24 protein-coding genes and 1 tRNA gene are annotated in these 23,351 nt (G+C 66.5%); 11 read left to right on the plus strand and 14 right to left on the minus strand.

Annotated elements, in window-relative coordinates; translation table 11 throughout:
• Positions 1 to 137: 137 nt before the first annotated feature.
• Entirely contained in the window at positions 138 to 1,094 is a 957-nt protein-coding gene (locus CSW63_RS12220; protein ID WP_062097385.1) for a septal ring lytic transglycosylase RlpA family protein, read from the minus strand.
• 103 nt (positions 1,095 to 1,197) lie between these two features.
• Here CSW63_RS12220 and CSW63_RS12225 point away from each other — a divergent pair.
• From CSW63_RS12225 to CSW63_RS12240, 4 genes are all read left to right on the plus strand, one after another.
• Positions 1,198 to 1,287, plus strand: a tRNA-Ser gene (locus CSW63_RS12225).
• Between the two features lie 39 nt (positions 1,288 to 1,326).
• A complete protein-coding gene (locus CSW63_RS12230) occupies positions 1,327 to 2,235 on the plus strand; it encodes a class I SAM-dependent methyltransferase (protein WP_062097361.1) in 909 nt (302 codons plus the stop codon).
• Entirely contained in the window at positions 2,232 to 2,972 is a 741-nt protein-coding gene (locus tag CSW63_RS12235; RefSeq protein ID WP_062097363.1) for a pseudouridine synthase, read from the plus strand. The genes CSW63_RS12230 and CSW63_RS12235 overlap by 4 nt, the downstream gene beginning before the upstream one ends.
• The gene (locus CSW63_RS12240) at positions 2,965 to 3,198 is read left to right on the plus strand and encodes a sulfurtransferase TusA family protein (protein WP_062097364.1); all 234 of its coding nucleotides are present in this window, start codon (positions 2,965 to 2,967) and stop codon (positions 3,196 to 3,198) included. Before CSW63_RS12235 ends, CSW63_RS12240 begins: the two co-directional genes overlap by 8 nt.
• On the opposite strand, the gene CSW63_RS12245 is transcribed toward CSW63_RS12240, so the two are convergent.
• Positions 3,170 to 4,132, minus strand: a complete 963-nt coding sequence (locus tag CSW63_RS12245) for a YihY/virulence factor BrkB family protein (protein ID WP_062097366.1) — start codon at positions 4,130 to 4,132, stop codon at positions 3,170 to 3,172. The two genes, CSW63_RS12240 and CSW63_RS12245, sit on opposite strands and share 29 nt — an antisense overlap.
• 163 nt (positions 4,133 to 4,295) lie before the next feature.
• Positions 4,296 to 5,423 carry a CaiB/BaiF CoA-transferase family protein gene (locus tag CSW63_RS12250; RefSeq protein WP_062097368.1) on the minus strand — a complete coding sequence of 376 codons (1,128 nt, stop codon included), beginning with the start codon at positions 5,421 to 5,423 and terminating at the stop codon, positions 4,296 to 4,298.
• 229 nt (positions 5,424 to 5,652) lie between these two features.
• On the opposite strand from CSW63_RS12250, the gene CSW63_RS12255 reads away from it, so the two are divergent.
• Entirely contained in the window at positions 5,653 to 6,978 is a 1,326-nt protein-coding gene (locus CSW63_RS12255) for a diguanylate cyclase domain-containing protein (RefSeq protein WP_062097370.1), read from the plus strand.
• An 80-nt stretch (positions 6,979 to 7,058) separates the two neighbouring features.
• Complete coding sequence (locus tag CSW63_RS12260; RefSeq protein ID WP_062097372.1) at positions 7,059 to 7,703, plus strand: DsbA family oxidoreductase; 645 nt, start codon at positions 7,059 to 7,061, stop codon at positions 7,701 to 7,703.
• A gap of 31 nt (positions 7,704 to 7,734) precedes the next feature.
• On the opposite strand, the gene mfd is transcribed toward CSW63_RS12260, so the two are convergent.
• The 3 genes from mfd to CSW63_RS12275 are packed head-to-tail and all read right to left on the minus strand — an operon-like array spanning position 7,735 to position 12,237.
• On the minus strand, positions 7,735 to 11,202 hold the full coding sequence (gene mfd, locus CSW63_RS12265; RefSeq protein ID WP_099503526.1) for a transcription-repair coupling factor: 3,468 nt from the start codon (positions 11,200 to 11,202) through the stop codon (positions 7,735 to 7,737).
• 4 nt (positions 11,203 to 11,206) lie between these two features.
• On the minus strand, positions 11,207 to 11,500 hold the full coding sequence (locus tag CSW63_RS12270) for a succinate dehydrogenase assembly factor 2 (RefSeq protein ID WP_062097386.1): 294 nt from the start codon (positions 11,498 to 11,500) through the stop codon (positions 11,207 to 11,209).
• Positions 11,501 to 11,523: 23 nt separating this feature from the next.
• On the minus strand, positions 11,524 to 12,237 hold the full coding sequence (locus tag CSW63_RS12275; RefSeq protein WP_062097376.1) for a class I SAM-dependent methyltransferase: 714 nt from the start codon (positions 12,235 to 12,237) through the stop codon (positions 11,524 to 11,526).
• 142 nt (positions 12,238 to 12,379) lie between these two features.
• On the opposite strand from CSW63_RS12275, the gene CSW63_RS12280 reads away from it, so the two are divergent.
• On the plus strand, positions 12,380 to 13,924 hold the full coding sequence (locus CSW63_RS12280) for a DEAD/DEAH box helicase (protein ID WP_062097378.1): 1,545 nt from the start codon (positions 12,380 to 12,382) through the stop codon (positions 13,922 to 13,924).
• A gap of 73 nt (positions 13,925 to 13,997) precedes the next feature.
• On the opposite strand, the gene CSW63_RS12285 is transcribed toward CSW63_RS12280, so the two are convergent.
• Positions 13,998 to 15,149, minus strand: a complete 1,152-nt coding sequence (locus CSW63_RS12285) for a DUF563 domain-containing protein (protein WP_062097380.1) — start codon at positions 15,147 to 15,149, stop codon at positions 13,998 to 14,000.
• A gap of 32 nt (positions 15,150 to 15,181) precedes the next feature.
• Positions 15,182 to 16,639: a coniferyl aldehyde dehydrogenase gene (locus CSW63_RS12290; RefSeq protein WP_062097382.1), complete on the minus strand. Its 1,458-nt coding sequence runs from the start codon at positions 16,637 to 16,639 to the stop codon at positions 15,182 to 15,184.
• A gap of 190 nt (positions 16,640 to 16,829) precedes the next feature.
• On the opposite strand from CSW63_RS12290, the gene CSW63_RS12295 reads away from it, so the two are divergent.
• Positions 16,830 to 17,891 (plus strand): GGDEF domain-containing protein, encoded by a 1,062-nt coding sequence (locus CSW63_RS12295; RefSeq protein WP_099503524.1) that lies wholly within the window; start codon positions 16,830 to 16,832, stop codon positions 17,889 to 17,891.
• A gap of 138 nt (positions 17,892 to 18,029) precedes the next feature.
• Complete coding sequence (locus CSW63_RS12300) at positions 18,030 to 18,833, plus strand: enoyl-CoA hydratase/isomerase (protein ID WP_062093284.1); 804 nt, start codon at positions 18,030 to 18,032, stop codon at positions 18,831 to 18,833.
• Here CSW63_RS12300 and CSW63_RS12305 read toward each other — a convergent pair.
• From CSW63_RS12305 to CSW63_RS12315, 3 genes are read right to left on the minus strand one after another with little or no spacing between them, the layout of a single operon-like run.
• Positions 18,820 to 19,227, minus strand: coding sequence for an ACT domain-containing protein (locus tag CSW63_RS12305; protein ID WP_062093285.1), 408 nt, complete (start codon positions 19,225 to 19,227; stop codon positions 18,820 to 18,822). The two genes, CSW63_RS12300 and CSW63_RS12305, sit on opposite strands and share 14 nt — an antisense overlap.
• Positions 19,224 to 19,628, minus strand: coding sequence for a DUF6165 family protein (locus CSW63_RS12310; RefSeq protein WP_062093286.1), 405 nt, complete (start codon positions 19,626 to 19,628; stop codon positions 19,224 to 19,226). Before CSW63_RS12310 ends, CSW63_RS12305 begins: the two co-directional genes overlap by 4 nt.
• A complete protein-coding gene (locus CSW63_RS12315; RefSeq protein WP_062093287.1) occupies positions 19,629 to 20,600 on the minus strand; it encodes a glycosyltransferase family 9 protein in 972 nt (323 codons plus the stop codon).
• 94 nt (positions 20,601 to 20,694) lie between these two features.
• Between CSW63_RS12315 and CSW63_RS12320 the strand changes: the two genes are divergently transcribed.
• A complete protein-coding gene (locus CSW63_RS12320; protein WP_099503521.1) occupies positions 20,695 to 21,255 on the plus strand; it encodes a TetR/AcrR family transcriptional regulator in 561 nt (186 codons plus the stop codon).
• Complete coding sequence (locus CSW63_RS12325) at positions 21,252 to 22,064, plus strand: 1-acyl-sn-glycerol-3-phosphate acyltransferase (protein WP_062093289.1); 813 nt, start codon at positions 21,252 to 21,254, stop codon at positions 22,062 to 22,064. The genes CSW63_RS12320 and CSW63_RS12325 overlap by 4 nt, the downstream gene beginning before the upstream one ends.
• 323 nt (positions 22,065 to 22,387) lie before the next feature.
• Here the strand turns inward: CSW63_RS12325 and CSW63_RS12330 are convergent, their stop codons facing one another.
• The 3 genes from CSW63_RS12330 to CSW63_RS12340 are packed head-to-tail and all read right to left on the minus strand — an operon-like array spanning position 22,388 to position 23,351.
• Positions 22,388 to 22,588 (minus strand): hypothetical protein, encoded by a 201-nt coding sequence (locus CSW63_RS12330; RefSeq protein ID WP_062093290.1) that lies wholly within the window; start codon positions 22,586 to 22,588, stop codon positions 22,388 to 22,390.
• Complete coding sequence (locus CSW63_RS12335; protein ID WP_062093291.1) at positions 22,588 to 22,980, minus strand: iron-sulfur cluster assembly accessory protein; 393 nt, start codon at positions 22,978 to 22,980, stop codon at positions 22,588 to 22,590. The genes CSW63_RS12330 and CSW63_RS12335 overlap by 1 nt, the downstream gene beginning before the upstream one ends.
• Positions 22,981 to 22,994: 14 nt before the next feature.
• On the minus strand, positions 22,995 to 23,351 hold the full coding sequence (locus CSW63_RS12340; RefSeq protein WP_062093292.1) for an SUF system Fe-S cluster assembly protein: 357 nt from the start codon (positions 23,349 to 23,351) through the stop codon (positions 22,995 to 22,997).

The following is a 23,351-nucleotide window of genomic DNA, read 5'->3' on the forward strand; positions in this document are numbered from 1 at the left end:
ATTCGACCGGTTTGAGCGCATTGTCCAGAGCCTGTCGGGTCGGGATCTCAACACCTGAACCCGACAAACAGACTTTAGAATCAGGTGTTTAGAGTGTTTTCAAGGCCTTAGAAGATCCCATCTGGAGACGAAGGGCCTCAGGGACGCAAAATGGTTGCGCCGGAATAGCCCAGCGCTTCGACCCGTTCGCGCAAAGTCCAGGCCGCGCTCTCGTCCTCGCCCGCCGCCACGGTGACGCGATACAGCGTTCCCGAGGCCCGCTCGATGGCCTCGATCGACGCCCTACCGGCGCTGGTGAGTTGCCTCACCGCCTTCTCCGCATTCTCTCGGTTGGAGAATGAACCGGCCTGAATGCGGTAGGCGGACTTGACCTTCGCGAAGACGGGGTCAGGCGGATTGATGGGCGGTGCGCTCCAGCCGGGCTCAGGGCGCGGCGGCAGAACCTGAACGCGCTGGGGCGGCTCCTGGATGTCGTCGAAGCTGCGCGGCGTTTGTCGGGGCGGAGGCAGCGGTGAGGCCTGCGCGTATTGCCGGGGCGTCTCGATGGCGCGACGCGGCGCGGGGCCGACATACTTCACCCGAACGCGCGCCACGCCCTGGCGGCGATAGCCCAGTTCCTCGGCCGCAGCCTTGGACAGGTCGATGATCCTGTCCCCGACGAAGGGACCGCGGTCGTTGACCCGGACGATCATCTTGCGGCCGTTATCGAGATTGGTGACCTCCACCAAGCTCGGAAGCGGTAGCGTTTTATGCGCGGCCGAGGGCAGGTCCATATCGAAGACCTCGCCGTTCGACGTGCGACGGTTGTGGAACTGCTCGCCATACCAGGAGCCAATTCCGGTGACGTTGTAGTCCTTGTCCTCGTGGGGATAGTACCAAATCCCATTGATCTGATAGGGCTTTTCGGTTCCGCGCAGCGGCTTGCCGTTGCGTCCGACCGTCGAGCCTGGACGCGGTGCAGCGCCCGTGCTGACGGCGACGGTGCGGCCGACCTCATATTTTGGCGTGGCGCAGGCCGCGAGGCTGGCGGCCGCCAGGGCCATAAGGCCGAGGTTGCGCGCGATCCGCCAAGCCTGCTCGATACGCTGGTTCATCCGATCGTCGTCCGTCGGGCCGCACCCTTCCATACGATCATCTTGATTGGTTTGTTTTGAAGTCTGGTTAAGGCGCGGGCGCGCTGATATAGCCGCCTGCTCCGGACAGGTGGCCGAGTGGTTTAAGGCAGCGGTCTTGAAAACCGCCGTAGGTGGAAGCCTACCGTGGGTTCGAATCCCACCCTGTCCGCCAGACACGTCCGCTCTCGCGGAAAACGCTTTCAGGACAAGCATGTCGGCGAACCGCACCGCGCTCTATGGACAGCCCGATCATGATCTGGCGCCGTCTGCGCCAGACGCCGTGCAGCTCTCGCCTCTCGTCGTCGGTTCGGCGAATCTGGCCGATGTCGGTGACGCCGCATTTGACGCGGTGACGGTGCGCGCGCCGGCCGGGGCGGTGGAGAGACGCTATGTTCTGGCACAAGCACTGCGGACCTTGGTTCCGGGCGGGCGTCTGACCGTCTTCGCGCCGAAGGATCGTGGCGGGTTGCGGCTGAAGAAGGAGCTCCAGGCGCTGGGTTGCGAGGTTGGCGAGAGCGCCCGTCGCCACCACCGCATCTGCGTGGCCTTGCGACCCGCCGTCATCACAGGTCTCCAGGAAACGATCGACGCCGGGGCTCCGCGCCAGATCGCCGAGAACGGCCTTTGGACCCAACCGGGCGTCTTCAGCTGGGACCGCCTCGACGCCGGGACGAACGCCCTGCTCCAGGTTCTGCCGCCGTTCTCGGGCGTTGGCGCCGATTTCGGCAGCGGCATCGGGCTGCTGGCGCTCAATGTGCTCGCCTCCCCGAAGGTGATCAAGCTGAGCCTTGTGGAACTGGATCGGCGCGCGATCGAGGTCTCTGGACGCAACATCACCGATCCTCGGGCGGAGATCGTCTGGGCTGACGCCCGCCAGAGCGGCCTGAAAGATCTCGACTTTGTCGTCAGCAACCCCCCGTTCCACGAGGGTGGTGGAGAAGACAAATCCCTGGGTCAGGCCTTCATTCGCGCCGCCGCCACAGCCCTCCGCAAAGGCGGGGCGCTCTGGATCGTGGCCAATCGCCACCTACCCTACGAGGCGATCCTGGCCGAGAACTTCGCCAAGGTTCGGCTGGTCGCGGAAGGCGGCGGCTACAAGGTGTTCGAGGCCAAGACGTGAGCAAGGCGCTGATGGCGCGTCTGGACCGGCTGCTGGCCAATCTGGGCTACGGCAGCCGCAAGGAGGTTCAGGCCCTGGTGGCCGGTGGCAAGGTCGTGCTCGACGGCGCGGTCCTGAAGGACGCCGGCGCGCGCATCGCGGTCGACGCGACCCTGCCCGCGCGCCTGACCATCCGCGGCGTCCCGGTGGATCCGCCCGCCCCGCTGGTGCTGATGATGCACAAACCACTGGGCGTGGTGTGCTCGCACAAGGAAGACGGCGAGAAGATCTACGATCTGCTGCCGCGCCGCTGGCGCTTGCGCGACCCAGGGCTTTCGACGGTCGGACGCCTCGACAAGGACACCAGCGGCCTGATCCTGATCACGGACGACGGCGACTTCCTGCATCGAGTCATCTCGCCCAAGCGCCACGTGCCCAAGACCTATCTGGCCACGCTGGACCGCGCTCTGACGGGCTCGGAAGGCGAGATCTTCGCGGCGGGGACGCTGATGCTCGACAGCGAGGAGAAGCCCCTGCTCCCGGCTAAGCTGGACGTCGTGGATGCGCGCACGGCGCGCCTCACGATCACGGAGGGGCGCTACCATCAGGTCCGGCGCATGTTCGCGGCTGTCGGCAACCATGTGGTGACGCTGCATCGCGAGCGGATCGGCGGCATCGTCCTGCCCGACGACCTCGCGCCGGGGCAGCACCGCATTCTGCCCGCGGCGGAGGCCGAGCGGGTGTTCGCCGATGACTGAGCCGATCCTCGTCGACGCGCGGGGTCATCATTGCCCGGTGCCGACCCTGAAGCTGCGCAAGGCGCACGAGGCCGCCGCGCCCGGCGCGGAATTGGTGCTGCTGGCGACCGACCCGATGGCCAGGATCGACGCACCGCATTTCGCGGGTCAGGTCGGCGCGACGGTCTTGGATGTCGCCGACCTGGATGGCGGCGTGATCAGGGTTCGAATTCAGAAGGCGCTTTAAGGGCGATCGGACGCGGCCCCTGCAGCAAAGCGCGCGGCCGCTCGTCTAGCGCGATCTCGACTTCGGTCGCCAAGGCCCCGCCGAAGAAGATCGCGTTCACGCTCCAGGACAGCCAGATCAAGAAGATAATAACGGCCGAGATCGAGCCGTAGGTCGCGCCCAGATGGACGATCTTCTCGACATAGAAGGCGCTCGCCCAGGACATGAAGACGCAAAGGGCCGCCGCTGCGACGCCGCCCGCGATCGACGCGCGCCAGCCAACGACCTGCCGCGACATGGCGTAGCGATAGACGAGGCTCATCCCGACCACGATACCGAAGCTGGCCCAGGTCCACTCGGACTGAACCCACGAGACGCCCGCCAGCGGCCTTAGCGCCAGCGCCGATCCGAGCAGGCGCAGGGTCAGAAAGACGCCCGACATGATGAACAGCAGGCCAAAAGCGGCGACCAGAACGAGCAGCGCCATCAGGTTGAAGCCGAAGAAGCCTCGCTGATTTTCCTCGTCATGAATGAATGACAGGCCGGCAAGCAGCGCTTTGAAGCCTCTGTGGGCGGCGTAGGCGCCGACGATCAGAACGACGCCGCTCTGCAGCGAGATGGTCTGCCCCGGCGCGTGCGCCAGCCGCGTGAGCTCATCCTGGACGATCGATCGCGCGCCCGAGGGAATCAGCTCGGCCAGCTTCACCGCCTGCCAGGCTGCGGTCTCCGGCGTCAGGAAGAAGCTGTAGAGCCCGATCAGGATCGCCAGGCCCGGAAAGACCGCCAGCAGCGCGAAAAACGAGACGCCGCCGACGTACAGCATGACGTCGCGTCCCCACAGACGCGACAGGGCGCGGCCCAGCACGCGGAGGATTTCTCGGGCCCAGTGCGTCGGATCAAGGTCGAGGTCGCGCCAGCGGATGCGTTGCAGGGGGTCGTGCATCCGGCGGACCATGGCCGCGCGGCCTCACGAAGTCAAAGACGCGCCGCCTGGGGAGGCGACGCGTCTCCACAGGACGAGCCTGGGAATCGATCGCCGCTTCGAGGGACGGATGGGCGCGACGACCGATCGACGCATTCACCCTAGAAAACGGCGGCTGAACGGAGGCTGAACGACCTCAGAGCGCTCCCGAGGCCTTAAGCGCGTCAATGGCCGAGGCGCTGAAGCCCCAGTCCGCGAGCGCTTCGTCGTTGTGTCCGCCGATCTTGGGCGGCGGCCCCTGGATCGCGCCCGGCGTCGCCGAAAACCGCGGCGCGGGGGCTGGCTGGGTGACGCCGGCGACTTCGACGAAGGTCTGGCGCGCGGCGTTGTGCGGGTGGCTTGGCGCTTCATCCATGGTCAGGACCGGGGCGAAGCAGACGTCGGTCGCGTCCATGATCGCGCACCACTGTGCCTGGGTCTTGGTCTTGATCACGGCGGCGAGCTTCTCGCGCAGCTGCGGCCACTCCTCGCGGCTCATCTGGTGCTGGAACTGCGGATCGGTGATGCCGGTCTTTTCCAGCAGCAGCAGATAAAACTGCGGTTCGATCGAGCCGATGGAGATCCACTTGCCGTCCGAACACTCGTAGGTGTCGTAGAAGTGGGCTCCGCCGTCGAGCATATTGGATCGCCGCCCTTCGCCCCACATGCCCGCGGCCTTGAAGCCGTAGAACATGGCCATGAGCGAGGCCGCGCCGTCGCTCATCGCGCAGTCGATCACCTGGCCCTGTCCGGTCGACCGCGCATGGATCACGCCCGCCAGCAGACCGAAAGCCAAGTAGAGCGCCCCGCCCCCAAAATCGCCGACCAGGTTCAGCGGCGGCACCGGCTTGTCTGTGGTGCCGATGGCGTGGAGCGCGCCGGTTATGGCGATGTAGTTCATGTCATGGCCGGCGGCCTTGGCGTAGGGGCCGGTCTGGCCCCAGCCCGTCATGCGGCCGTAGACAAGCTTGGGATTGCGCGCCAGCACGACGTCCGGGCCAAGACCCAGACGCTCCATGACGCCGGGGCGGAAGCCCTCGATCAGGCCGTCGGCCTGTTCCAGCAGCTTGAGGCAGGTCTCGATGGACTCGGGGTTCTTCAGGTCCAGCGCCACCGAGCGACGTCCGCGCGCAGTGACGTCCGCCGGCGAGCCTCGCCCCTGCCCTTTTCGGTCAATCCGCACGACATCCGCGCCGAGGTCGGACAGCAGCATGCCGCAGAAGGGTCCTGGCCCGATGCCGGCGAACTCTACGATCTTCAGTCCCGAAAGCGGCCCCTGGCCCATGACGCGATCTCCCTGTCGACCCTCTGAACTTGGCCGATTGGCGCCAATAGAGCGATCCTGACGTTCGGTCAGGCAAGCCCGTATCCATGGTACGCGCCAGTTCGTCGATTCACCCCCAGCCTGCGGCGTTGCGCGGCTTTGATGGCGCGAACCCTCTGCTATGGTGCGGCGACGAATCCTGGCGGTCCCGACAAAGGGTTGCATGGTGTGAGTTCGGGCGGAGGTTGGTTTGGCGGTTGACGCCCGGATCCTGATTGTGGCGCGCGACGATGTTCGCGCAGGGCCGCTGGCCGAGGGGCTGGACCGGCTGGGCTGGCGCACGATCACCGCCCGCGGTCCTTACGCGGCGTTGGCGGCCCTAGGCGATCTGCCGATCGAGGCCGTGATCGTCGATCTGGCCAGCGCCGGTCCCGAAACCCAGACCCTGGCGCGCCGCCTGAAGGCCGCTGTCGCGCCGCGTCGCCTTCCGGTCATCGCGATCAGCGAACCGGACGCCGATTTCCGCAACCAAGCGTTCGACCTGACGCTCTCGCCGCCCCTCCATCCGTCGCAAGCGGCGCTGCGTCTCGAATCGCTGGTCCGCACCGCCATCGCCGAGGAAGAGTTCGAGCTTCGCCTTGAGACCTTCGGTGAACGCGGCCGTCGCCTGGACCTGCCCGAGCCCTCCGACGCTCCCTATCGCATCCTGTCGGTTGGCGAGCCCGCGCCGCAGTTCCTGGCCTTGTCCAACGCCCTGCAGGCCAGCGGCGCCGAGGTGGTCGGCGCGTTTACGGCCTATACCGCCTTCGACTATCTGCACGAGCGGCCGTTCGACTCGGTGGTGCTATGGGCGGGCGATAGCCAGCAGGAAGCCCTGTCGATCGCCGCCGGCATGCGGCGCAACACCCGCCTGTTCCACATTCCGGCCCTGCTGTACCTGAAGGCCGAAAGCTATGTGACCATGTCGGAGGCCTTCCATCGAGGGGTGTCCGACGTCGCCTCGCCCGAAACGCCGGAAGGCGAGACGGCGATGCGGGTCATGGAACTGGCCCGCAGCTTCCGTCGCGGCGAGGCCATTCGCGGCGCACTGGAAAAGGCGCGCAGCTCGGGGCTGATGGACGCCGCCACCGGCCTGTTCACCCGCGACCTTTTCGCCGCCCATCTGGCGCGGCTGGCCAGCGCGGCGCGAGAGCGCTCCCGCCCCCTGTCGATCTGCGTCCTGCGCATCGCCGACAAGCCTGAAGCCGTGTGGGCGCGCCAGAACGGCTGGCTCGACAGGGCCATCCCGCAGATCGGCTCGATGGTGGGGCGTCTGGTCCGGGTCGAGGACACTGCGGCGCGCCTGGCCACCGAGGTGTTCGCACTCGCCCTGCCCGCGACCAATCAGAGCGCCGCCCGCGCCGCCGCCGAGCGGATCGCCGCCGTCATCGGCTGCACCGCCTTCGATGCGGGTGAAGATCGCGCACCCTTCGTCTGCGAGTTTGACATTGGCGTGGCCGAGGTCCAGCCCGGCGAAGGCGCGGTAAAGGCCCTGGAAAGGGCCGCATCCGCCGCGCTCAAGCGGGAAGCCAGCTAAAGCTTGACGCTTGGGGCGCAACGGCAAGCGCCCTATATGGAACACGTCCTGTAGCGGACAGTGTTGCCCGGGAGCCCGCCATGAGCCAGCCGCAAGCCATGATCATCGACGTCGTGGCCGACGTCGTCTGTCCCTGGTGCTACCTGGGCTGGCGTCGGCTGAAGTCGGCGATCGCCCTGCGTCCGGACCTCAAGGCCCAACTGATCTGGCGTCCGTATCAACTGGACCCGACGCTCCCCGAGGAAGGCGTCGACCGTAAGGCCTACATGGCCCAGAAGTTCAAGGACCCGGACAAGCTGAAGGCTGTCCACACCGCTCTGGTGGAAGGCGGCGCCGAGGAAGGCATCGCGTTCAACTTCGAGGCCATCGCTCTCACGCCCAACACCAACGCCGCCCATCGCCTGATCCGTTGGGCCCTGACGGCCGGCGTGCAGGACGAGGTCGTCGAAGCCCTGTTCAAGGGCTATTTCGAACAGGGCCTCGACATCGGTGACCCCGTCGTTCTGGGCGATATCGCCGAGGCGGCCGGGATGGAGCGTTTGGTCGTGCTGCAACTGCTCTCTGAGGGGGCCGACAAGGAGGCCGTGGCGCGTGAGCACGCTATGGCCGTCCAAGGCGGCGTGACGGGCGTGCCGTTCGCCATCTTCGCCGGCAAGGTCGCCGTCGTCGGAGCCGAGTCGCCTGAGCGGATCGCCCAGGCGATCGATCAGGCCCTGGCGGCTTAGACATCCTCCCCCCAGCGGGGGAGGATTTGGGTCACCCCTTCGCCAGCTTGGCCAGGACCGTCAGGATCTTCTCGGCCGCGTCGAGGCGCTGGGCGGGTGTTTCCCACTCGCCCTTGATGACGACCTTCTGGTCGGGGCGCACCTTCCAGATCAGGCTGTTCTTGGCGACGTGCTGCATCAGCCCCAGCGGGTTGGCGTAGTTGTCGCCTCGGAAACTGGCCACCGCACCCTTGGGGCCGACGTCGATCTTGGCGACATTGGCCTCGCGGCACAGGCCCTTGATGGCCACGACCTTCAGCAAAGAGTCGGTTTCAGGCGGCAGCGGTCCGAAGCGGTCGATCATCTCGGCGGCCAAGGCTTCGCGGTCGGCGGCCTGCTCGGCCTCGGAAAGGCGGCGATAGAGCGACAGGCGCACATTGAGGTCCGGAACATAGTCGTCCGGGATCATCACGGCCGCGCCGGTGTTGATCTGCGGCGACCAGCCGCGATCCTCCAGCAAGGCTTCCTGACCCTGACGCTGCTTGAGCTCGGCGACGGCGTCCTCCAGCATCTGCTGGTAGAGCTCGACGCCGATTTCCTTGATGTGGCCGCTCTGTTCGTCGCCCAGCAAGTTGCCGCCGCCACGCTGATCGAGGTCGTGGCTGGCCAGTTGGAAGCCGGCGCCCAGGCTGTCGAGCGACTGCAGCACCTGCAGGCGCTTCTCAGCGGACAAGGTCAGAGACTTCTCGACCGGCGTGGTCAGATAGGCATAGGCGCGGGCCTTGGAACGGCCAACGCGTCCGCGGATTTGATACAGCTGAGCCAGGCCGAACATGTCGGCGCGGTGGACGATCAGGGTGTTGGCCGACGGAATGTCCAGACCGCTCTCGACGATGGTCGTGGCGAGCAGCACGTCGTACTGGCCCTCATAGAAGGCCGTCATCACGTCTTCCAACTGGGTGGCCGCCATCTGGCCATGGCCGACAACGTACTTCACCTCAGGCACCTGGGTGCGGAGGAACTTCTCGATATCCTCCAGGTCCTTGATGCGCGGCACCACGTAATAGGACTGGCCGCCGCGATACTTCTCGCGCAGCAGGGCCTCGCGCAGGGTCACCGGGTCGAACGGGCTGATGTAGGTTCGCACCGCCAGGCGATCCACCGGCGGGGTGGCTATGATCGACATCTCGCGGATGCCGCTCAGAGCCATCTGCAGGGTGCGCGGGATCGGCGTGGCGGTCAGGGTCAGCATGTGCACGTCGGCGCGAAGCTCTTTCAGCTTCTCCTTGTGCTTGACCCCAAAGTGCTGCTCCTCGTCGACGATCACGAGGCCCAGATCCTTGAAGGCCACCTGCTTGGACAGGATGGCGTGGGTGCCGACCACGATCTCGAACTGGCCGTTGGCGAGGCCTTCGCGGGTATCGGCGGCCTCCTTGCCGGTGACTAGGCGCGACAGGCGCGTGACCTTGACCGGCCAGCCTTGGAAGCGGTCCTTGAACGTCTTGTAGTGCTGGCGGGCCAGCAGCGTCGTCGGGCAGACGACCGCGACCTGCTTGCCGCTCATCGCCACCACCAAGGCCGCGCGCAGGGCCACTTCCGTCTTGCCGAAGCCGACGTCGCCGCAGATCAGGCGGTCCATCGGTTTGCCGGACGACAGGTCCTCCAACACATCGTGGATGGCGCTGAGCTGGTCGTCCGTCTCCTCGTATGGGAAGCGGGCGCAGAACTCGTCGAACACACCCGACGGCGGATCTGTCTCTTCGACGGTCTTTAGCTGGCGGGCGGCGGCGATCTGGATCAGCCCCTCGGCCATGACCCGCAAGCGTTCCTTGGCTTTCGCCTTGCGGCCCTGCCAGGCCGCGCCGCCCAGCTTGTCCAATTGCACGTTCTCGGCGTCGGCCGCGCCGTAGCGGGTCAAAAGGTCGATGTTCTCGACCGGCAGATAGAGCTTGGCCTCACCGCCGTAGAGCAGGTCCAGGCAGTCGTGCGGCGCGCCTTGGACGTCGAGGGTCTTCAAACCTTCATAGCGGCCGATGCCGTGGTCGATGTGGACGACGAGATCACCCGGCGTCAGGGCGCTGGCTTCGGCCAGGAAGTTGGCGGCGCGGCGCTTCTTGCGCGGACGGGCCAGGCGGTCGCCGAGGATATCAGTCTCGGAAATGACCGCGAGACTGTCGGTCTCGAAGCCGTGATCCAGCGGCAGCACGACCCGCTGAGGGACCTTGGGGTCATTGGCCTTGGCCGCCTGCCAGTAGCCGGCATAGGGAATCTTCTTCAGGCCGTGGTCGGCCAACATGGTTCCCAGGCGTTCCGACGAGCCCTCAGACCACGAGGCGAACAGCACCCGCTTGCCCTCCGCCGCCAATTTCTTGGCGTGGTCGGCGGTGGCCTCGAACAGGTTGACGCTGTCTTGCGCGCGCTCGGCGGCGAAAACCCGACCAAGCTTGGCGCCCAGGTCGACGACATCCAGGCCCTGCGGCTGGAAGGGGGTGAAGCGCCGATGGGGACGATCAGAGAGCTCGCGCTCCCATTCCTCGGCGGTCAGGTAGAGAGCCTCGGGCGCCAGCGGGCGGTAGGCCGACTTGCGATCGGCGCTAGCGCGGGCGTCATAGGCGTCCTGGATCATGGCCAGACGTTCGTCGCGGGCCTCGGTGGCCTGGTTGTCGACACCGATCAGCGACCCGGCGGGCAAATAGTCGAAAAGCGTCGACATCCGCTCGTAGAACAGCGGCAGCCAATGCTCTAGGCCGGCGCGACGGCCGCCCTCGCTGACGGCGGCGTACAGCGGATCATCCCCCGGCGCGCCGAACTCGGCGACATAGCCCTTGCGGAAGCGCGAAATCCCATCGGCGTCGAGCAGGGCCTCGCTGACAGGCAGGAGGTCGATCTCCTTCAACTGCCGGGTCGAACGCTGGGTCTCGGGATCGAAGGCGCGGATGCTCTCCAGCGTGTCGCCGAACAGATCGAGGCGCACTGGCTCCTCGGAGGCCGGCGGATAGACGTCGATCACCCCGCCCCGGATCGCGAACTCGCCGCGCTCCGACACAGTAGACGCGCGCGTATAGCCGTTGACGGCGAAATAGCGCTCAAGGTCTTTGATATCGACATTGGCGCCGACCTTGGCGGAGTAGGAAGCGCGCAGAAGCACATCCTTGGACGGCACGCGCTGCAGCAGCGCGGGCGCGGCGACCACCAGGATGGCGGCCTTGCTCTCGCCAAGACCACGCGCCAGCCGAGATAGCGTCGCCATGCGGGTGGCCGAAACGCCCGAGGAAGGGCCGATCCGGTCGTAAGGCAGGCAGTCCCATGACGGAAACAGCACCGCCTCGATCTCGGGCGCGAAGAACTTCAGCGCGTCGATGAAGGCGCCGGCGCGGGCGGTGTCGCGCGCGACGAAGGCGGTCAGACCGCCGCGCGCCCGGGCGATGTCGGCCATGACCAGGGCGTCGAAGCCCTCAGGCGCGCCGGCCAGGGTCAGGCCGCCCGCGGCCTTGGCGATCTGCTTGGCGTCGTAGCTCATAGGGTTAGGCGCCATCTCCGGCCGGGCGCGAAGCGTGCGCCTCGAACCTGAACGCCCGGATCATCGCCATGACGTCAGTTTCAAATTCCGCCGGCGTCGGCTCCTGTCCCACGATCCAGGCGTAGATCTCGCGATCCGACTGTTCGAGCAGGGTTTCGAGCGTGTCGAACTGCTCGGCCGACAGGTTCGGCCCATGGGTGTCCGCGAACGGCCCCAGGATGAGGTCCGCTTCGCGAAAGCCGCGGTGCCAGGCGCGGAAACGAAGGCGTCGAAGGCGGGAGTCGTGGTCGATGGTCATGTGCGGGCGGATATAGAGCGGCGTCAGGGCTTGCGCCACTCCATGATCACGTACCATGGGGCACGTCGGTACCTGTCAGCACGCGACGGATCGCCGCCGGAGGGCGCGGGCTCGTCGAAGTGGGTCAGGATAAGACCCTGCGCCAGGAACCACTGCATGTAGTCCTTCAGCGGCCGGTGCCAGTTGATGATCCGAATGCCGCGCCATTCTTCCCACTTGGCGCGGGGCTCCAGATAGCGGTCCATCGCGAAGTATTTCGGGCGCCCCATAAGATCCCGCTGCCAGCCGTCACGCGCGCGGGCGCTGGAAAAGCCTGTCAGGTTGGCGACCAGGAGGGTCCCGCCCGGCCTGAGCACCCGGGCCATCTCGGCGATGGCGCGATCGGCCCCCTCGATGTCGATCAACGAAAGGCACGCCACGACGAGATCAAACGTCCCGTCGGTGAAGGTCAGGTCTTCGGCGCGCCCCTCGACATAGGTGCCGTCCGGATCGCGGACCCGCGCCGCTTCCAGCAACTCGACCGTCGGATCCAGCCCGACCGGATCAAAGCCTTCAGCGCGCAGAATCCGACAGAAACGCCCTTCCCCGCAGCCCACATCCAGCGCCCGGCCGCCGTTCAAGCGACGCAGACGCGCGATCATCGGCGCATCGAGAACATAGCGCCGACCGTAATCGCCCTGCTCGCCCATGTCGGCGATCCAGGCCTTGGCGGAGTTTTTCCAACCCCCGTCGTTCATCTTTCGAATACTCCGCTACGCCTTCCCGACGATTGACTTTGCCGACTTTCGGCCTATTTATCCCCAGCTTCGGAGCAGGTCTGGCGAATCCGCGCCGCCCGCTCGCCCAAGCACGGGCGGCTCCGAGCAGACCAGCGTGTAAATGACCGAATTTTCCGACCTAGGGCTCTCGCCCACGACCCTGCAGGCGGTCGCCGACACCGGCTATACCACTGCCACGCCCATTCAGGCCCAGGCCATTCCCGTCGCCATCGCCGGCCAGGATGTCCTCGGCATCGCCCAGACGGGCACCGGCAAGACCGCCGCCTTCACCCTTCCGCTGATCGACCGTCTGCAGTCCGGCCGCGCCAAGGCCCGCATGCCGCGCGCCCTGGTCATCGCCCCGACCCGTGAACTGGCCGACCAGGTGGCCGCCAGCTTCGAGAAGTACGCCAAGGGCACCAAGCTGTCCTGGGCCCTGCTGATCGGCGGCGTGTCGTTCGGCGACCAGGAAAAGAAGCTGGACCGCGGCGTCGATGTCCTGATCGCCACGCCGGGTCGCCTGCTCGACCATTTCGAACGCGGCAAGCTCTTGATGACCGGCGTGCAGTTCCTGGTCGTCGACGAAGCCGACCGCATGCTGGACATGGGCTTCATCCCGGACATCGAGCGCATCTTCAAGATGACGCCGCCCAAGAAGCAGACCCTGTTCTTCTCGGCGACGATGCCGCCGGAAATCACCCGTCTGACCAAGCAGTTCCTGCGCGATCCGGTCCGGATCGAGGTGGCGCGTCCGGCGACCACCAACGCCAACATCACCCAGCTGCTGGTCAAGGTTCCCACCTCCGATCCGAAGGCCAAGCGCCTGGCGCTACGAGCCCTGATCGAGAAGGCCGGCATCGAGACCGGCATCGTGTTCTGCAACCGCAAGACCGAGGTCGATATCGTCGCCAAGTCGTTGAAGGTGCACGGCTATGACGCCGCGCCCATCCACGGCGACCTAGACCAGACCCAGCGCATGAAGACCCTGGCGGATTTCCGTTCGGGCGCGCTGAAGATCCTGGTGGCTTCGGATGTGGCCGCGCGCGGCCTCGATATCCCGGCCGTCAGCCACGTCTTCAACTACGACGTACCGCACCACGCCGACGATTATGTTCACCGCATCGGCCGCACCGGTCGCGCCGGTCGGACGGGCATCACCTACATGTTGGTGACCCCGGCGGACGATAAGGGCTTCGACAAGGTCATCAAGCTGATCGGGTCTACGCCCGACGAAGAGAAGCTCGACCTCGATTATTCCAACGCCGTGACGGTGAAGCGCGAAGGTGACCGCAAGCGCGGAAGCCGTGATCGCGACCGTGGTGAGCGCGCCGAGCGTCCCGCGCGCAGCCGTGGCCGGGGCCGGGATCGCGCCGAGGAGACGGCGGAAGCCGCCCCGGAGGGTGCCGAAGTCATCGAAGCCTCGGCGCCGGCCGAAGAGCGCCCCGCACGCGAACGGCGTCCGCGCCGGGAACTTGAGCCGCGAAACGTCGCGCCGGCCGCCGCGCCCGTGCTCGAGGAAGAGCGTCCGGTGCGCGCCGAACGTCCGGAACGCCCGGTGCGCGGTGTTCAGCCCGTCCGCGATCGTGACGATGACGATCGTCGCGTGGTCGGCTTCGGCAACGAGATCCCCGCCTTCCTCGCCCGTCCGCCGCGCGGCGCGAAGTAGTCGGTCAGACCCTATCGAAGATCACGAAGGCGCCGGGCCATTGTCCGGCGCCTTTGTCGTGAGTTCGCGAGACCTAAAGCGCCGCATCGACGAAGGCGAGCAGATCGCTCAGGTCGGGCTTGAAGGCGAACTTGAAGCCCCGCCGCAGGCGGCTGAGCAATGGCGCCTCGCCGATCGGACAAGGCGAGGCGCAGACATAGCCGCGCCATTCGACACCGACCTGGCGGCAGGCCGCCCTCACCCATTGGCTGGTGAAGTTAGCCGGCTGGATCTCGATCACGCGCGCGCCCTGCGGCAGGAACACGGCGTTGGCCAGAGCCGCGCCGCTGGCTCCGACCACGATCTGCGCGTCGCGCATCAAGGCGACTTGCTGGCGTGCGCTCAGCGTTTCGGGACGCACGATCGTAAACCCGCGGGCCGTCAACGCTTGCTCGAACGCGGCCTCTCCGACCATTACCCGCATCGACTGGCCGCGCCGGGAGAGATAGACGCGCCGCGCACCAGCGCCTGGCGGCGCGTTGGCGACAACCCGCTCGGCCAAGATCGCCAGCAGGCCATTGGGGTGGTGCAGGAAGTGATCCATGCTGGTGGCGAACGTCGCCCGCCCCAGCCGAACAACCGGCGCCTCGATCTCCTGGAGCAGGACCCTAGGCGCGGACAGGGCGATCAGTTCTCGCTGCCAAGTGGTCAGGCGCGGCGCCAGAAGCGGAACGCCGTCCAGCAGCCCGGCCTGCTCCAGCGCAAGCAGCGACGACAGAGCGTCGATGACAAAGTGGCCGTAGTTGAAGCCGGCGCCCCAGGGCAGGAACACCGCGCCGCTCTCGGCAAACGGGGCGCTCTCTGGCGGAACAAGCCTGCGTCCGTTTAAGGAAATGCCCGGGATCGCCGACAGATCGGCGGAGCCATGGCGCGCCTCGCCGATCGTGGCGTTATAGAGCGCGCCGTCGGTTCCAATCACCGCGCCAAAGCTCGGATACCACCAGCACGGCCCGACTGCGCACAACGCCGGAACGTTGACGGGCGGCGGCGAGGACAGCGCGTAGGGCCAGGCGGGCGCCGCCGGACCGCCCAGCAGCCCGGGCGGCGCGCCGTCCGAAGCGTCGTGCTCCAGCGCCCAGGCCACACCTGTACCCCCTTGGGCGAAGTGTTCGCGCAGGGCGTCCGGCAGCATCGGCGGCAGGTCGCGCGCCTCGATGATAGGGCGCAGGGAAATCGGCGCGGTCATGGCCCGCTTGGAGCATGCCGCGCCGCAGTTGGCTACTTCTTGATCTGCCCGGCGAGATACTTGCGGATGCCCTCGCCGTAGGGCGGCCTCAGGCCCAGCATCGGGGCGATGTCCTTCTTGAGCTGCTGGAACACAGCCTTGCGGTGGCTAAATTCGCGGAAGCCGTCATGGCCGTGATAGGCGCCCATCCCCGCCGGACCAATCCCGCCGAACGGCAGGTCTTCCTGGGCGACGTGGAAGATCACGTCGTTGACGGTGACGCCGCCACTTGTGGTGCGTTCCAGAACCCGGTCCTTCTCGACCTCGTCGGTCCCGAACCAATAGAGCGCCAGCGGCCGATCATGCGCGTTCACGTAGTCCACCGCGTCGTCGACGGTCTTGTAGCTCTTCACCGGCAGGACGGGACCGAAGATCTCCTCCTGCATCACCTTCATGTCGTCGGTGGGATCGATGATCAGCGTCGGCGGGATCTTGCGATGCTCCTGTTGGGACAGGTCCTCGCCGGCGGGGTTGATTTCAATGACCCGCGCGCCCTTGGCGCGGGCGTCGTCGACATAGCCCTTCACGCGGTCATAGTGCCGCTGGGCGACCACGGCGGTGTAGTCGGGATTATCCTTGATCGTCGGGAAGTAGCGGCTGACGGCGGCCTGGGCTTCCTTGACGAAGCTCTCGACGTCTTCCTGCGGGGCCAGGACGTAGTCGGGCGCCAGGCAGATCTGGCCAGCGTTCAGGGTCTTGCCGTTCATGATCCGCGCCGCCGCCGTGGCCATGTCGGCGCCGCGCGAGAGGATCACGGGGCTCTTGCCGCCCAGTTCCAGCGTGACGGGCACCAGATTCTCGGCCGCAGCCCGCATCACGTGCTTGGCCACCGAGGTCGCCCCAGTGAACACCAAGTGGTCAAAGGCGAGTCCCGAGAAGGCCTGACCCACTTCGGGGCCGCCAACGAACACGGCGACTTCCTCCTCGTTGAACGCCTTGGCGAACATCGCCTTGAGCAGTTCGGACGTCGCCGGCGTATATTCCGACGGCTTGATCATGGCGCGATTACCGGCGGCGAAGACGCCCGCCAGCGGCGCGAAAGTCAGATTGACGGGGAAGTTCCAGGGGCTGATCACGCCCACCACGCCCTTGGGCTGCCATTGAACCGTCGCCTTGGCGCCGAACAGTCCCAGGATCGCCGGCGTCGTCTTGCGCTTCTCGGGCTTCATCCACTTAGCGACATGGTCGCGCGCGTGTTTCAGCGGCCCGATCGATCCCGCCACGTCAGTTAGGGCGGTCGCCTCGGGTGAGCGGGCGCCGAAGTCCTCGTTGACCGCCTTGGCGATCTCGGCCTGGTGGCCGACCAAGAGGTCAATGCATCGGTTCAACCAGTCAATTCGCGTCTCGGCGCTGGGCGGCCCAGCGCGCAGGTGCGCGGCTTTTTGGCGGTTGAGGACATCGTTCATCGCCGCCTTGTGCGCTTCGAACGACAGGTTCACCGGTGCGTTCATGGCTCGTCGCTCCTCCAACGTCCGGCCCACTGGCGCGGAACTCATCTTATCATTGATCACAATGGGCGAGGCGGCGGCTCGACGCAAGCGAACGTCGTTCGCCTTAACGCATCGTAAGAACTCTGCCCGCTACTATGAAGCTCCAAGCGATCGACGATGCCGCGAGTGGGCGTCGACGGGGGAAGAGAACATGTCGGACGTCGAAACCACGCTTCGCGGTCCCGAGGCTTATAAGATCGCCACGCGCGCCGTGGAGCTCATGGAGCGGCATCAGGTCTGGCCGACCGCGCTGAACTTCGAGCTCTGGACGCATTATGTGGCCGATCCGAACGGCGCGCTGGCGCGTGAGCTGACCCGACTGATCTCGCTCGGCGAGCCGATGACCGAACTGGTCAGCGAGGAACTGGCCGCGACCTACCTGCCCAAGGCGCGTCTTAACGAACAGATCCGCGACGCCGGCGACCTGCTGTCCAAGGAATTGGAAGCTGTCTCCAAGGCCATCCAGAACGCGCAAAAGACCAACGTCGCTTTCGGCAAGGAACTGGCCGGCGCCTCCAAGACCCTCGACAAGCAAACCGACGTCGATGCGATAAAGGCCGTTGTCGGCGGTCTGGCCGAAGCCACGCGCCGCGTTCACAAAGAGAACCAGTCGCTTGAGGCCCGCTTGGCGGACTCGACCGCCGAGGTCGAGCGTCTGCGTGAACACCTCGAACAGGTTCGCCGTGACGCCACCACCGACGGCCTCACCAACCTCGCCAATCGTAAAGCCTTCGACGAGGAGCTCGACCGCGCGTGCGCTGAAGCCGAGGAAGCTGGCACGAGCATCTGCCTCGCCGTCCTCGATATCGATCACTTCAAGGGCTTCAACGATACCTGGGGCCATCAGACGGGCGACCAGGTGATCCGCTACGTCGCCTCGGTCATCGGCCGCGTCGCCGCCCCGCCCCGTTTCGCCGCGCGTTATGGCGGCGAGGAATTTGCGATGATTTTCCCGCGCGAAAGCGCCTCGGTGGTCGCCTCCACGCTGGAGGAGATCCGTATCGAGGTGTCTTCGCGGATGCTCAAGCGTCGCTCGACAAATGAAGATCTGGGCGCGATCACCGTTTCCTCGGGTTTTGCCGAGCGAAAGGCCGGTGAGACCGGTCATTCGGTTATGGAACGCGCCGACGCGGCGCTCTACGCCTCCAAGCGCGGCGGCCGCAACCGCGTCACCGCCGCCGAATCCATGCCAGGCGCGGCCAACGCCGCCTGACGACACGCTTCAGCAGAAGACCTACCTTCGCGCCGCCGGTCCACGACCGGCGGCGTTTCTCTTGGCGAAGATTTCGCTAGCCTTCCCAAACGGCAAAGGCGCCTAGAGTCTCGGCCAACGAACAAGGGAGGCTCCGCCGTGGACTACCAGAAAATCCGTGTCTCGACGCAGGAAGGCGTCGCCACCGTCACCCTCGCCGATCCGGCCACGCTGAACGCGGCCAGCCTGGAGATCGCCCGCGAGCTTCACCACGCCTTCTCGTCGATCGCCGCCGGCAAGATCGAGGCGCGCGCGGTCATCCTGACCGGTGAAGGCCGCGGGTTTTGCTCGGGGGCCAATCTGTCGGGCGGCGGCGCGGCCGGTCGCGAGGCCGACGTCGACGGCAAGCCCGACGCCGGCTCGGCCCTGGAGACGACCTATAATCCCCTGATGACGCTGCTGCGGGACTTCCCGCTGCCGATCGTGACGGCGGTGAACGGTCCGGCTGCGGGCGTCGGCTGCTCGATCGCGCTGATGGGCGACCTGATCGTCGCCGCCGAGAGCGCCTATTTCCTGCAGGCCTTCCGTCGGATTGGCCTGGTGCCGGACGGCGGCTCAACCTACCTCCTGCCCCGCCTGATCGGTAAGGCGCGGGCCATGGAGATGATGCTCCTGGGCGACAAGGTTCCGGCCGCCATAGCCCTGCAGTGGGGTCTGGTGAACCGCTGCGTGCCGGACGCCGACTTGATGTCCACGGCTCAAGCTCTGGCGCTGGAACTGGCCAAGGGCCCCGCAGCGCTGGGCGCCATCCGCAAGCTCGTCTGGGACAGTCTCGACAGCGATTGGACCGGGCAACTGCACGCCGAGCGGAAGGCCCAGAAGTTCGCCGGCAAGACCGAGGACTTTATCGAGGGCGTCTCCGCCTTCCTTCAGAAGCGCGTGGCGGTGTTCAAGGGGCGTTAGCGGCGGCCTGGAGCGCGCGCAGGATACTCAGCGCCTGCGTCGCGCGATCCGCCGGGACGAAGACATGGTCGTGGTTCAGCGCCGCGACCATGTTGCAGGCGATGCCGGCCTCGGCCAAGGCCCCGGCGACCGCCGCAGTCAGGCCCACGCCGTCGAGCGCGGAATAGACATTCAGCGTGATCAGGGCCATCGGGTTTCTCACCGGCAATCCGGCGATCTCGGCGGCGCCGGTTTCCAGGATCAGGCTGACCCCCTCAGCCTCTCGGAACATCGCCAGCGGTTTCAGCGCGGCCCAGTCAAGATCGCCAGCGGCGCAAAATACATAGCACTCCGGCTTCAGGTCCGGCATCATGCCGGCGACCATTTCCCGCGCGCCGCGAACGACTTGCGTCACTTTTCCGAGGTTCCGAGGTAGGGCTTATAGCTCTTCTCCTCGACGATCTCCGAGCCGGCCGCCTCGTTGATGGCGCGCTTGATCGCCGCGCGCCGGTCGTTGTCGATATAGACTCGCCGCGCCAGGGCGACGAAGTCGGGACCAAAGTCCTGGCGGCGTTCGCAGTCGCGCTTGCCGTCCTCGATGTCCCACAGCGCGGCGTTGACGGCGGTCAGCTCTTCGGTGAGGCGCGCGATTAGCTCGCTCTGGGGGAGGTGCTCGCGCGCCGTCGCCTCCAGAAGGGCCAGCTCCTTGCGGACATTGGCCTCCTTGGCCGGATCGCCGATGCGCTGGGCCTTCACGCGCAGGATGGTGATCTTGTCGACCAGTTCGCCCGCCGAGATCGGCGCGAGGATGGACATTCAGGACGCTCCGGAAACCAGCTTCTCGAGGGCCACCCATGCCGCTTCGACCGGCAGGGCGTCCATGCTGTTTCCGTAGTCCTCCGCGACGAGCATCTCAAGCTGCTGGGCGGCCGGGCGGAACTTCACCGCCTTGCGACGGTCCTGCTGAAGCGAAAGCAGCGGCGCGCCGCCGGCCGCCAGCATATGGCCCGGGCCGGCGTCATTGGCGATCCCTGCAGCCATGCGTCCGGCCAGGGCGATAACCAAGAGCGGCCCTTTCACCGGCAAACCGTCGGTGCGATGGCGCTCGGGCTGCAGCGCCTGGGGAATCTCGCGAGCGGCGATGGCTGCGTCTCCGGCTTCGTCCGGGCCGAACAGGAAGACCGGGGTCCAGTCGTTGGCGAGCGTGCGCCGCGCCAGCTCCAGATAGTTCTCAAGCGGCCAGCGCTTGTCTTGTCCGCCCGCGCCGGGCGCCAGGCCGACATAGGTTGGGCCGGCCGGCAGCAGAAGTTCTGCGGCCTTAAGCGCTTCGGGGTGTGTGAGGGCCAGGGGCCTAGGCGCGCCCTGCCCGTCCGTCGCCAGAGCGAGCAGCCGCGCAAGACGGTCGGTCACTGCGACGGGCCAGTCCTTGCTCCTCGCCTGGCGGGCAGCCGAGACGAAGCGGCCGGCGGCGGCGCGACGGGCGACGGCGCTGCGACGGAGATTCTCCTGGGTGTCGATGACGAGATCGAATCTGCGCCCGCCGAACGGCTTCGACCACGGCAGGCTATCCAGCGGTTTGGCGCCGTTGGGCCCCTCCAGGATCACCTCGTCGACATAGCCGTCCACGACGGCCTTCAGCGGCCCGGTATAGACGGTCTCGCCCTTGGCGGCGCACCAGCTGATCCGCGCGTCGGGAAACGCCGCGCGCAGGCCGGCGATGAAGGGCAGCTTGATCAGTCCATCGCCGATCACCTCGCCCATCGAATACACAAGAACCGTCTGGACCATGGCCGTGTGTCGCCGCCTCGTCGATCACGGTCAATCACGGAAATGTAAGTGAGCGCTCACTTGCGTTTCCAGTTACGCCTGCGATGCTCGTCTCATGAGCGCGAAACCCCGCATCGAACGCGCGGCGCTGGAGGCCTTCGTCACCGAGGGCGTCGACGCCACGACCACCAAGACCGTCGCCGCCCGAGCGGGCGTCTCCGAAGGCGCGATCTATCGCCACTGGAAGAGCAAGGACGCGCTGGCGCTAGGCCTGTTCATGGACTGCCATCGCCGCCTCTCGGCCCTGATCGCCGACGAGGCCGCCGCCGCCGACGGGATCAAGGCCAAGGCTGCGGCGCTGGTGAAGGCCTATTGCGCCGTGGCCGACGAAGACTGGCTGCTGTTTTCGTTCCACCTGCTGCAGCTGCACCACTTCTTGCCCTACTACCAGGAGGACGGCCGCGATCCGGTCACCCTGGTCGAGGACCTGATCAAGCGAGCGATGATCCACGCCGAGCTGCCGCCCGGCGACCCGCGCGTGCTGGCCGCCATGGCCATCGGCGTGATCACCCAGACCGCACAGAACAAGGCCTATGGCCGCCTGGGCGACGACGCCCTCTCCGCTCACGCCCCTCTGATGACGGCGGCCGTCCAGGCCGTGCTGTTCGCGCGATGAAAGGACACCCTTCGATGCGCAGCGTTCTGTTCAACGCCTACTACTGGGTCCTGTCGATCTTCTACGGCCTTTCCGCCGCCTTCGCTGCCCTGGCGCCAGGCCGCGAAGCTGTGACCTTCACCCTGCGGCTCTACAGCCGTCGGATGCTGTGGGCGCTGGACGCTCTGGCGGGCGTCAAGGTCCAGGTGAAGGGCCAGGAGAACCTGCCCAAGGGACCCTGCATTATCGCCGCCAAGCACCACAGCTGGGGCGACGGCTTTGTGATGTTCGCCCATGTCGACAACCTCAGCTTCGTCACCGGCGATCATCTGGAGAAATTCCCGCTAGTCGGCGCGATCCTGAAGAAGTTCGGCGCCATCGTCGTCGACAGCTGCGGCGGTCCTGAAGCGCGCGAGGCGCTGTCCAAGAGCGCCGCCCAGGTCGCGGCCGAGGGCCGGCGCATCCTGATCTATCCCGAAGGCCACCTGGCCGCGCCGGGCGAGCATTTCCGCTACCGCACGGGCGTCTACTATATGAGCAAGGACTTCGACCTGCCGGTCGTGCCGGTGGCCACGAACCTGGGCTGCTTCTGGAAGCAGCAGGAGAAGACGAAGACGCCTGGGGTCGCGACCATCGAGTTCCTGCCCGCCCTGCCTCAAAGGCTGGAGAAGGACGAGTTCATGACCCTCATGCAGGCGACGATCGAGGGGCGCACCAATGAACTGATCGCACAGGCGCGCGGGGAGCCGGTGAAGCCCTCGGTGCTGGTGGAGTGGGATGGCAAGAAGAACGTGCACAGCGTCGGACTGAAGGAGCAGACCGTTACCTGACACCAAGCTGGCGCCGCTGCCGCGCCGGGTGGCGATGGCGACAATCCTGGGCGCATTCTGGACCGTCGCGATCCTGCCGGGCCTCTCTATATAGCCGGCTTCTCGGTGATGGCTGCCGACGCGCCAGATTCACACCAGAATCCGGCCATCGTGACCTTCATCTATGCGTGCTGGGCGTTCCCAGTATTCGCGGTCGTCGCAGCGCTCGGCGGACTTGTCGGAGCCCTGAAGGGTTGGAACCGACCAGCCGCAATCACGTCAGCGCTTCCCCTCGTGGCGATCGTCGTGGCCGCAAGCGCGTTGGCCATTTGGGGTCGTCAGTCCTAGACCTCGACCGGACACTCCGCCGGGATCGCCACAAAGGCCCCCTCAGCGCGACGCTTGGCGAAGTGAGCCTGAGCGCAGTCGCTGGAGCACAAGAGGCCGGTGTCCGACCAATAGAGCGGCGCGTCGTCCTCGTGCTTGAAGCGCGGGGCGCCCCAAGGCAGGCCGCATTCGACACACGACGGCGTTTTGGCCAGCATCAGTCCAGCGCCTCCGCAGCCGGCTGGATTGTCACGCTCTCACCGCAGCCGCAGGCGTCGGTCTCGTTGGGATTATGGAACACGAACTTCGAGGACAGCTTGGTGACCTCGTAGTCGATCTCGGTGCCGATCAGGAACAGCACCGCCTTTGGCTCGATCAGGATAGTGACGCCCTTGTCCTCGACGACTTCGTCGATCGGGCCCTTCTCTTTGGCGTACTCGAACACGTACTCCTGGCCTGCACAGCCGCCGTTCTTCACGCCGACGCGCAACCCCGCATAGGGCTGGTCCGCCTTGTCCATGATCTCCTTCACGCGCGCGGCCGCGGCGTCGGTCAGCGTGACGACCTTGGGGCGCGGGCGGCGGGGACGGGCGGCGATCGTGGCTTCCATGGCGTTTGAACCGATCAGAACATGTTCAGTTGCAGCTTGGCCTCGTCGCTCATGCGCGAGGCGTCCCACGGCGGGTCGAAGGTCAGCTCGACCGTGCAGGACTTCAGGCCCGGGATCTCCATGACCGCATCCTTGACCCAGCCGGGCATCTCGCCGGCCACCGGACAGCCCGGCGCGGTCAGGGTCATGTCGATGGCGACATCCTTGGAGTCGCTGACATCAACCTTGTAGATCAGGCCCAGCTCATAGATGTCGACCGGGATTTCCGGGTCGTAGACGGTCTTCAGCTTTTCGATCAGCTGGTCCGTCAGCCGGTTGAGCTCGTCCTGGGTCAGAGCCGTAACGGTTTCCTGGGGGGCGGCGTCGGTCAT

This window comes from Caulobacter sp. FWC26 (genome assembly GCF_002742645.2).
GTDB lineage: Bacteria > Pseudomonadota > Alphaproteobacteria > Caulobacterales > Caulobacteraceae > Caulobacter.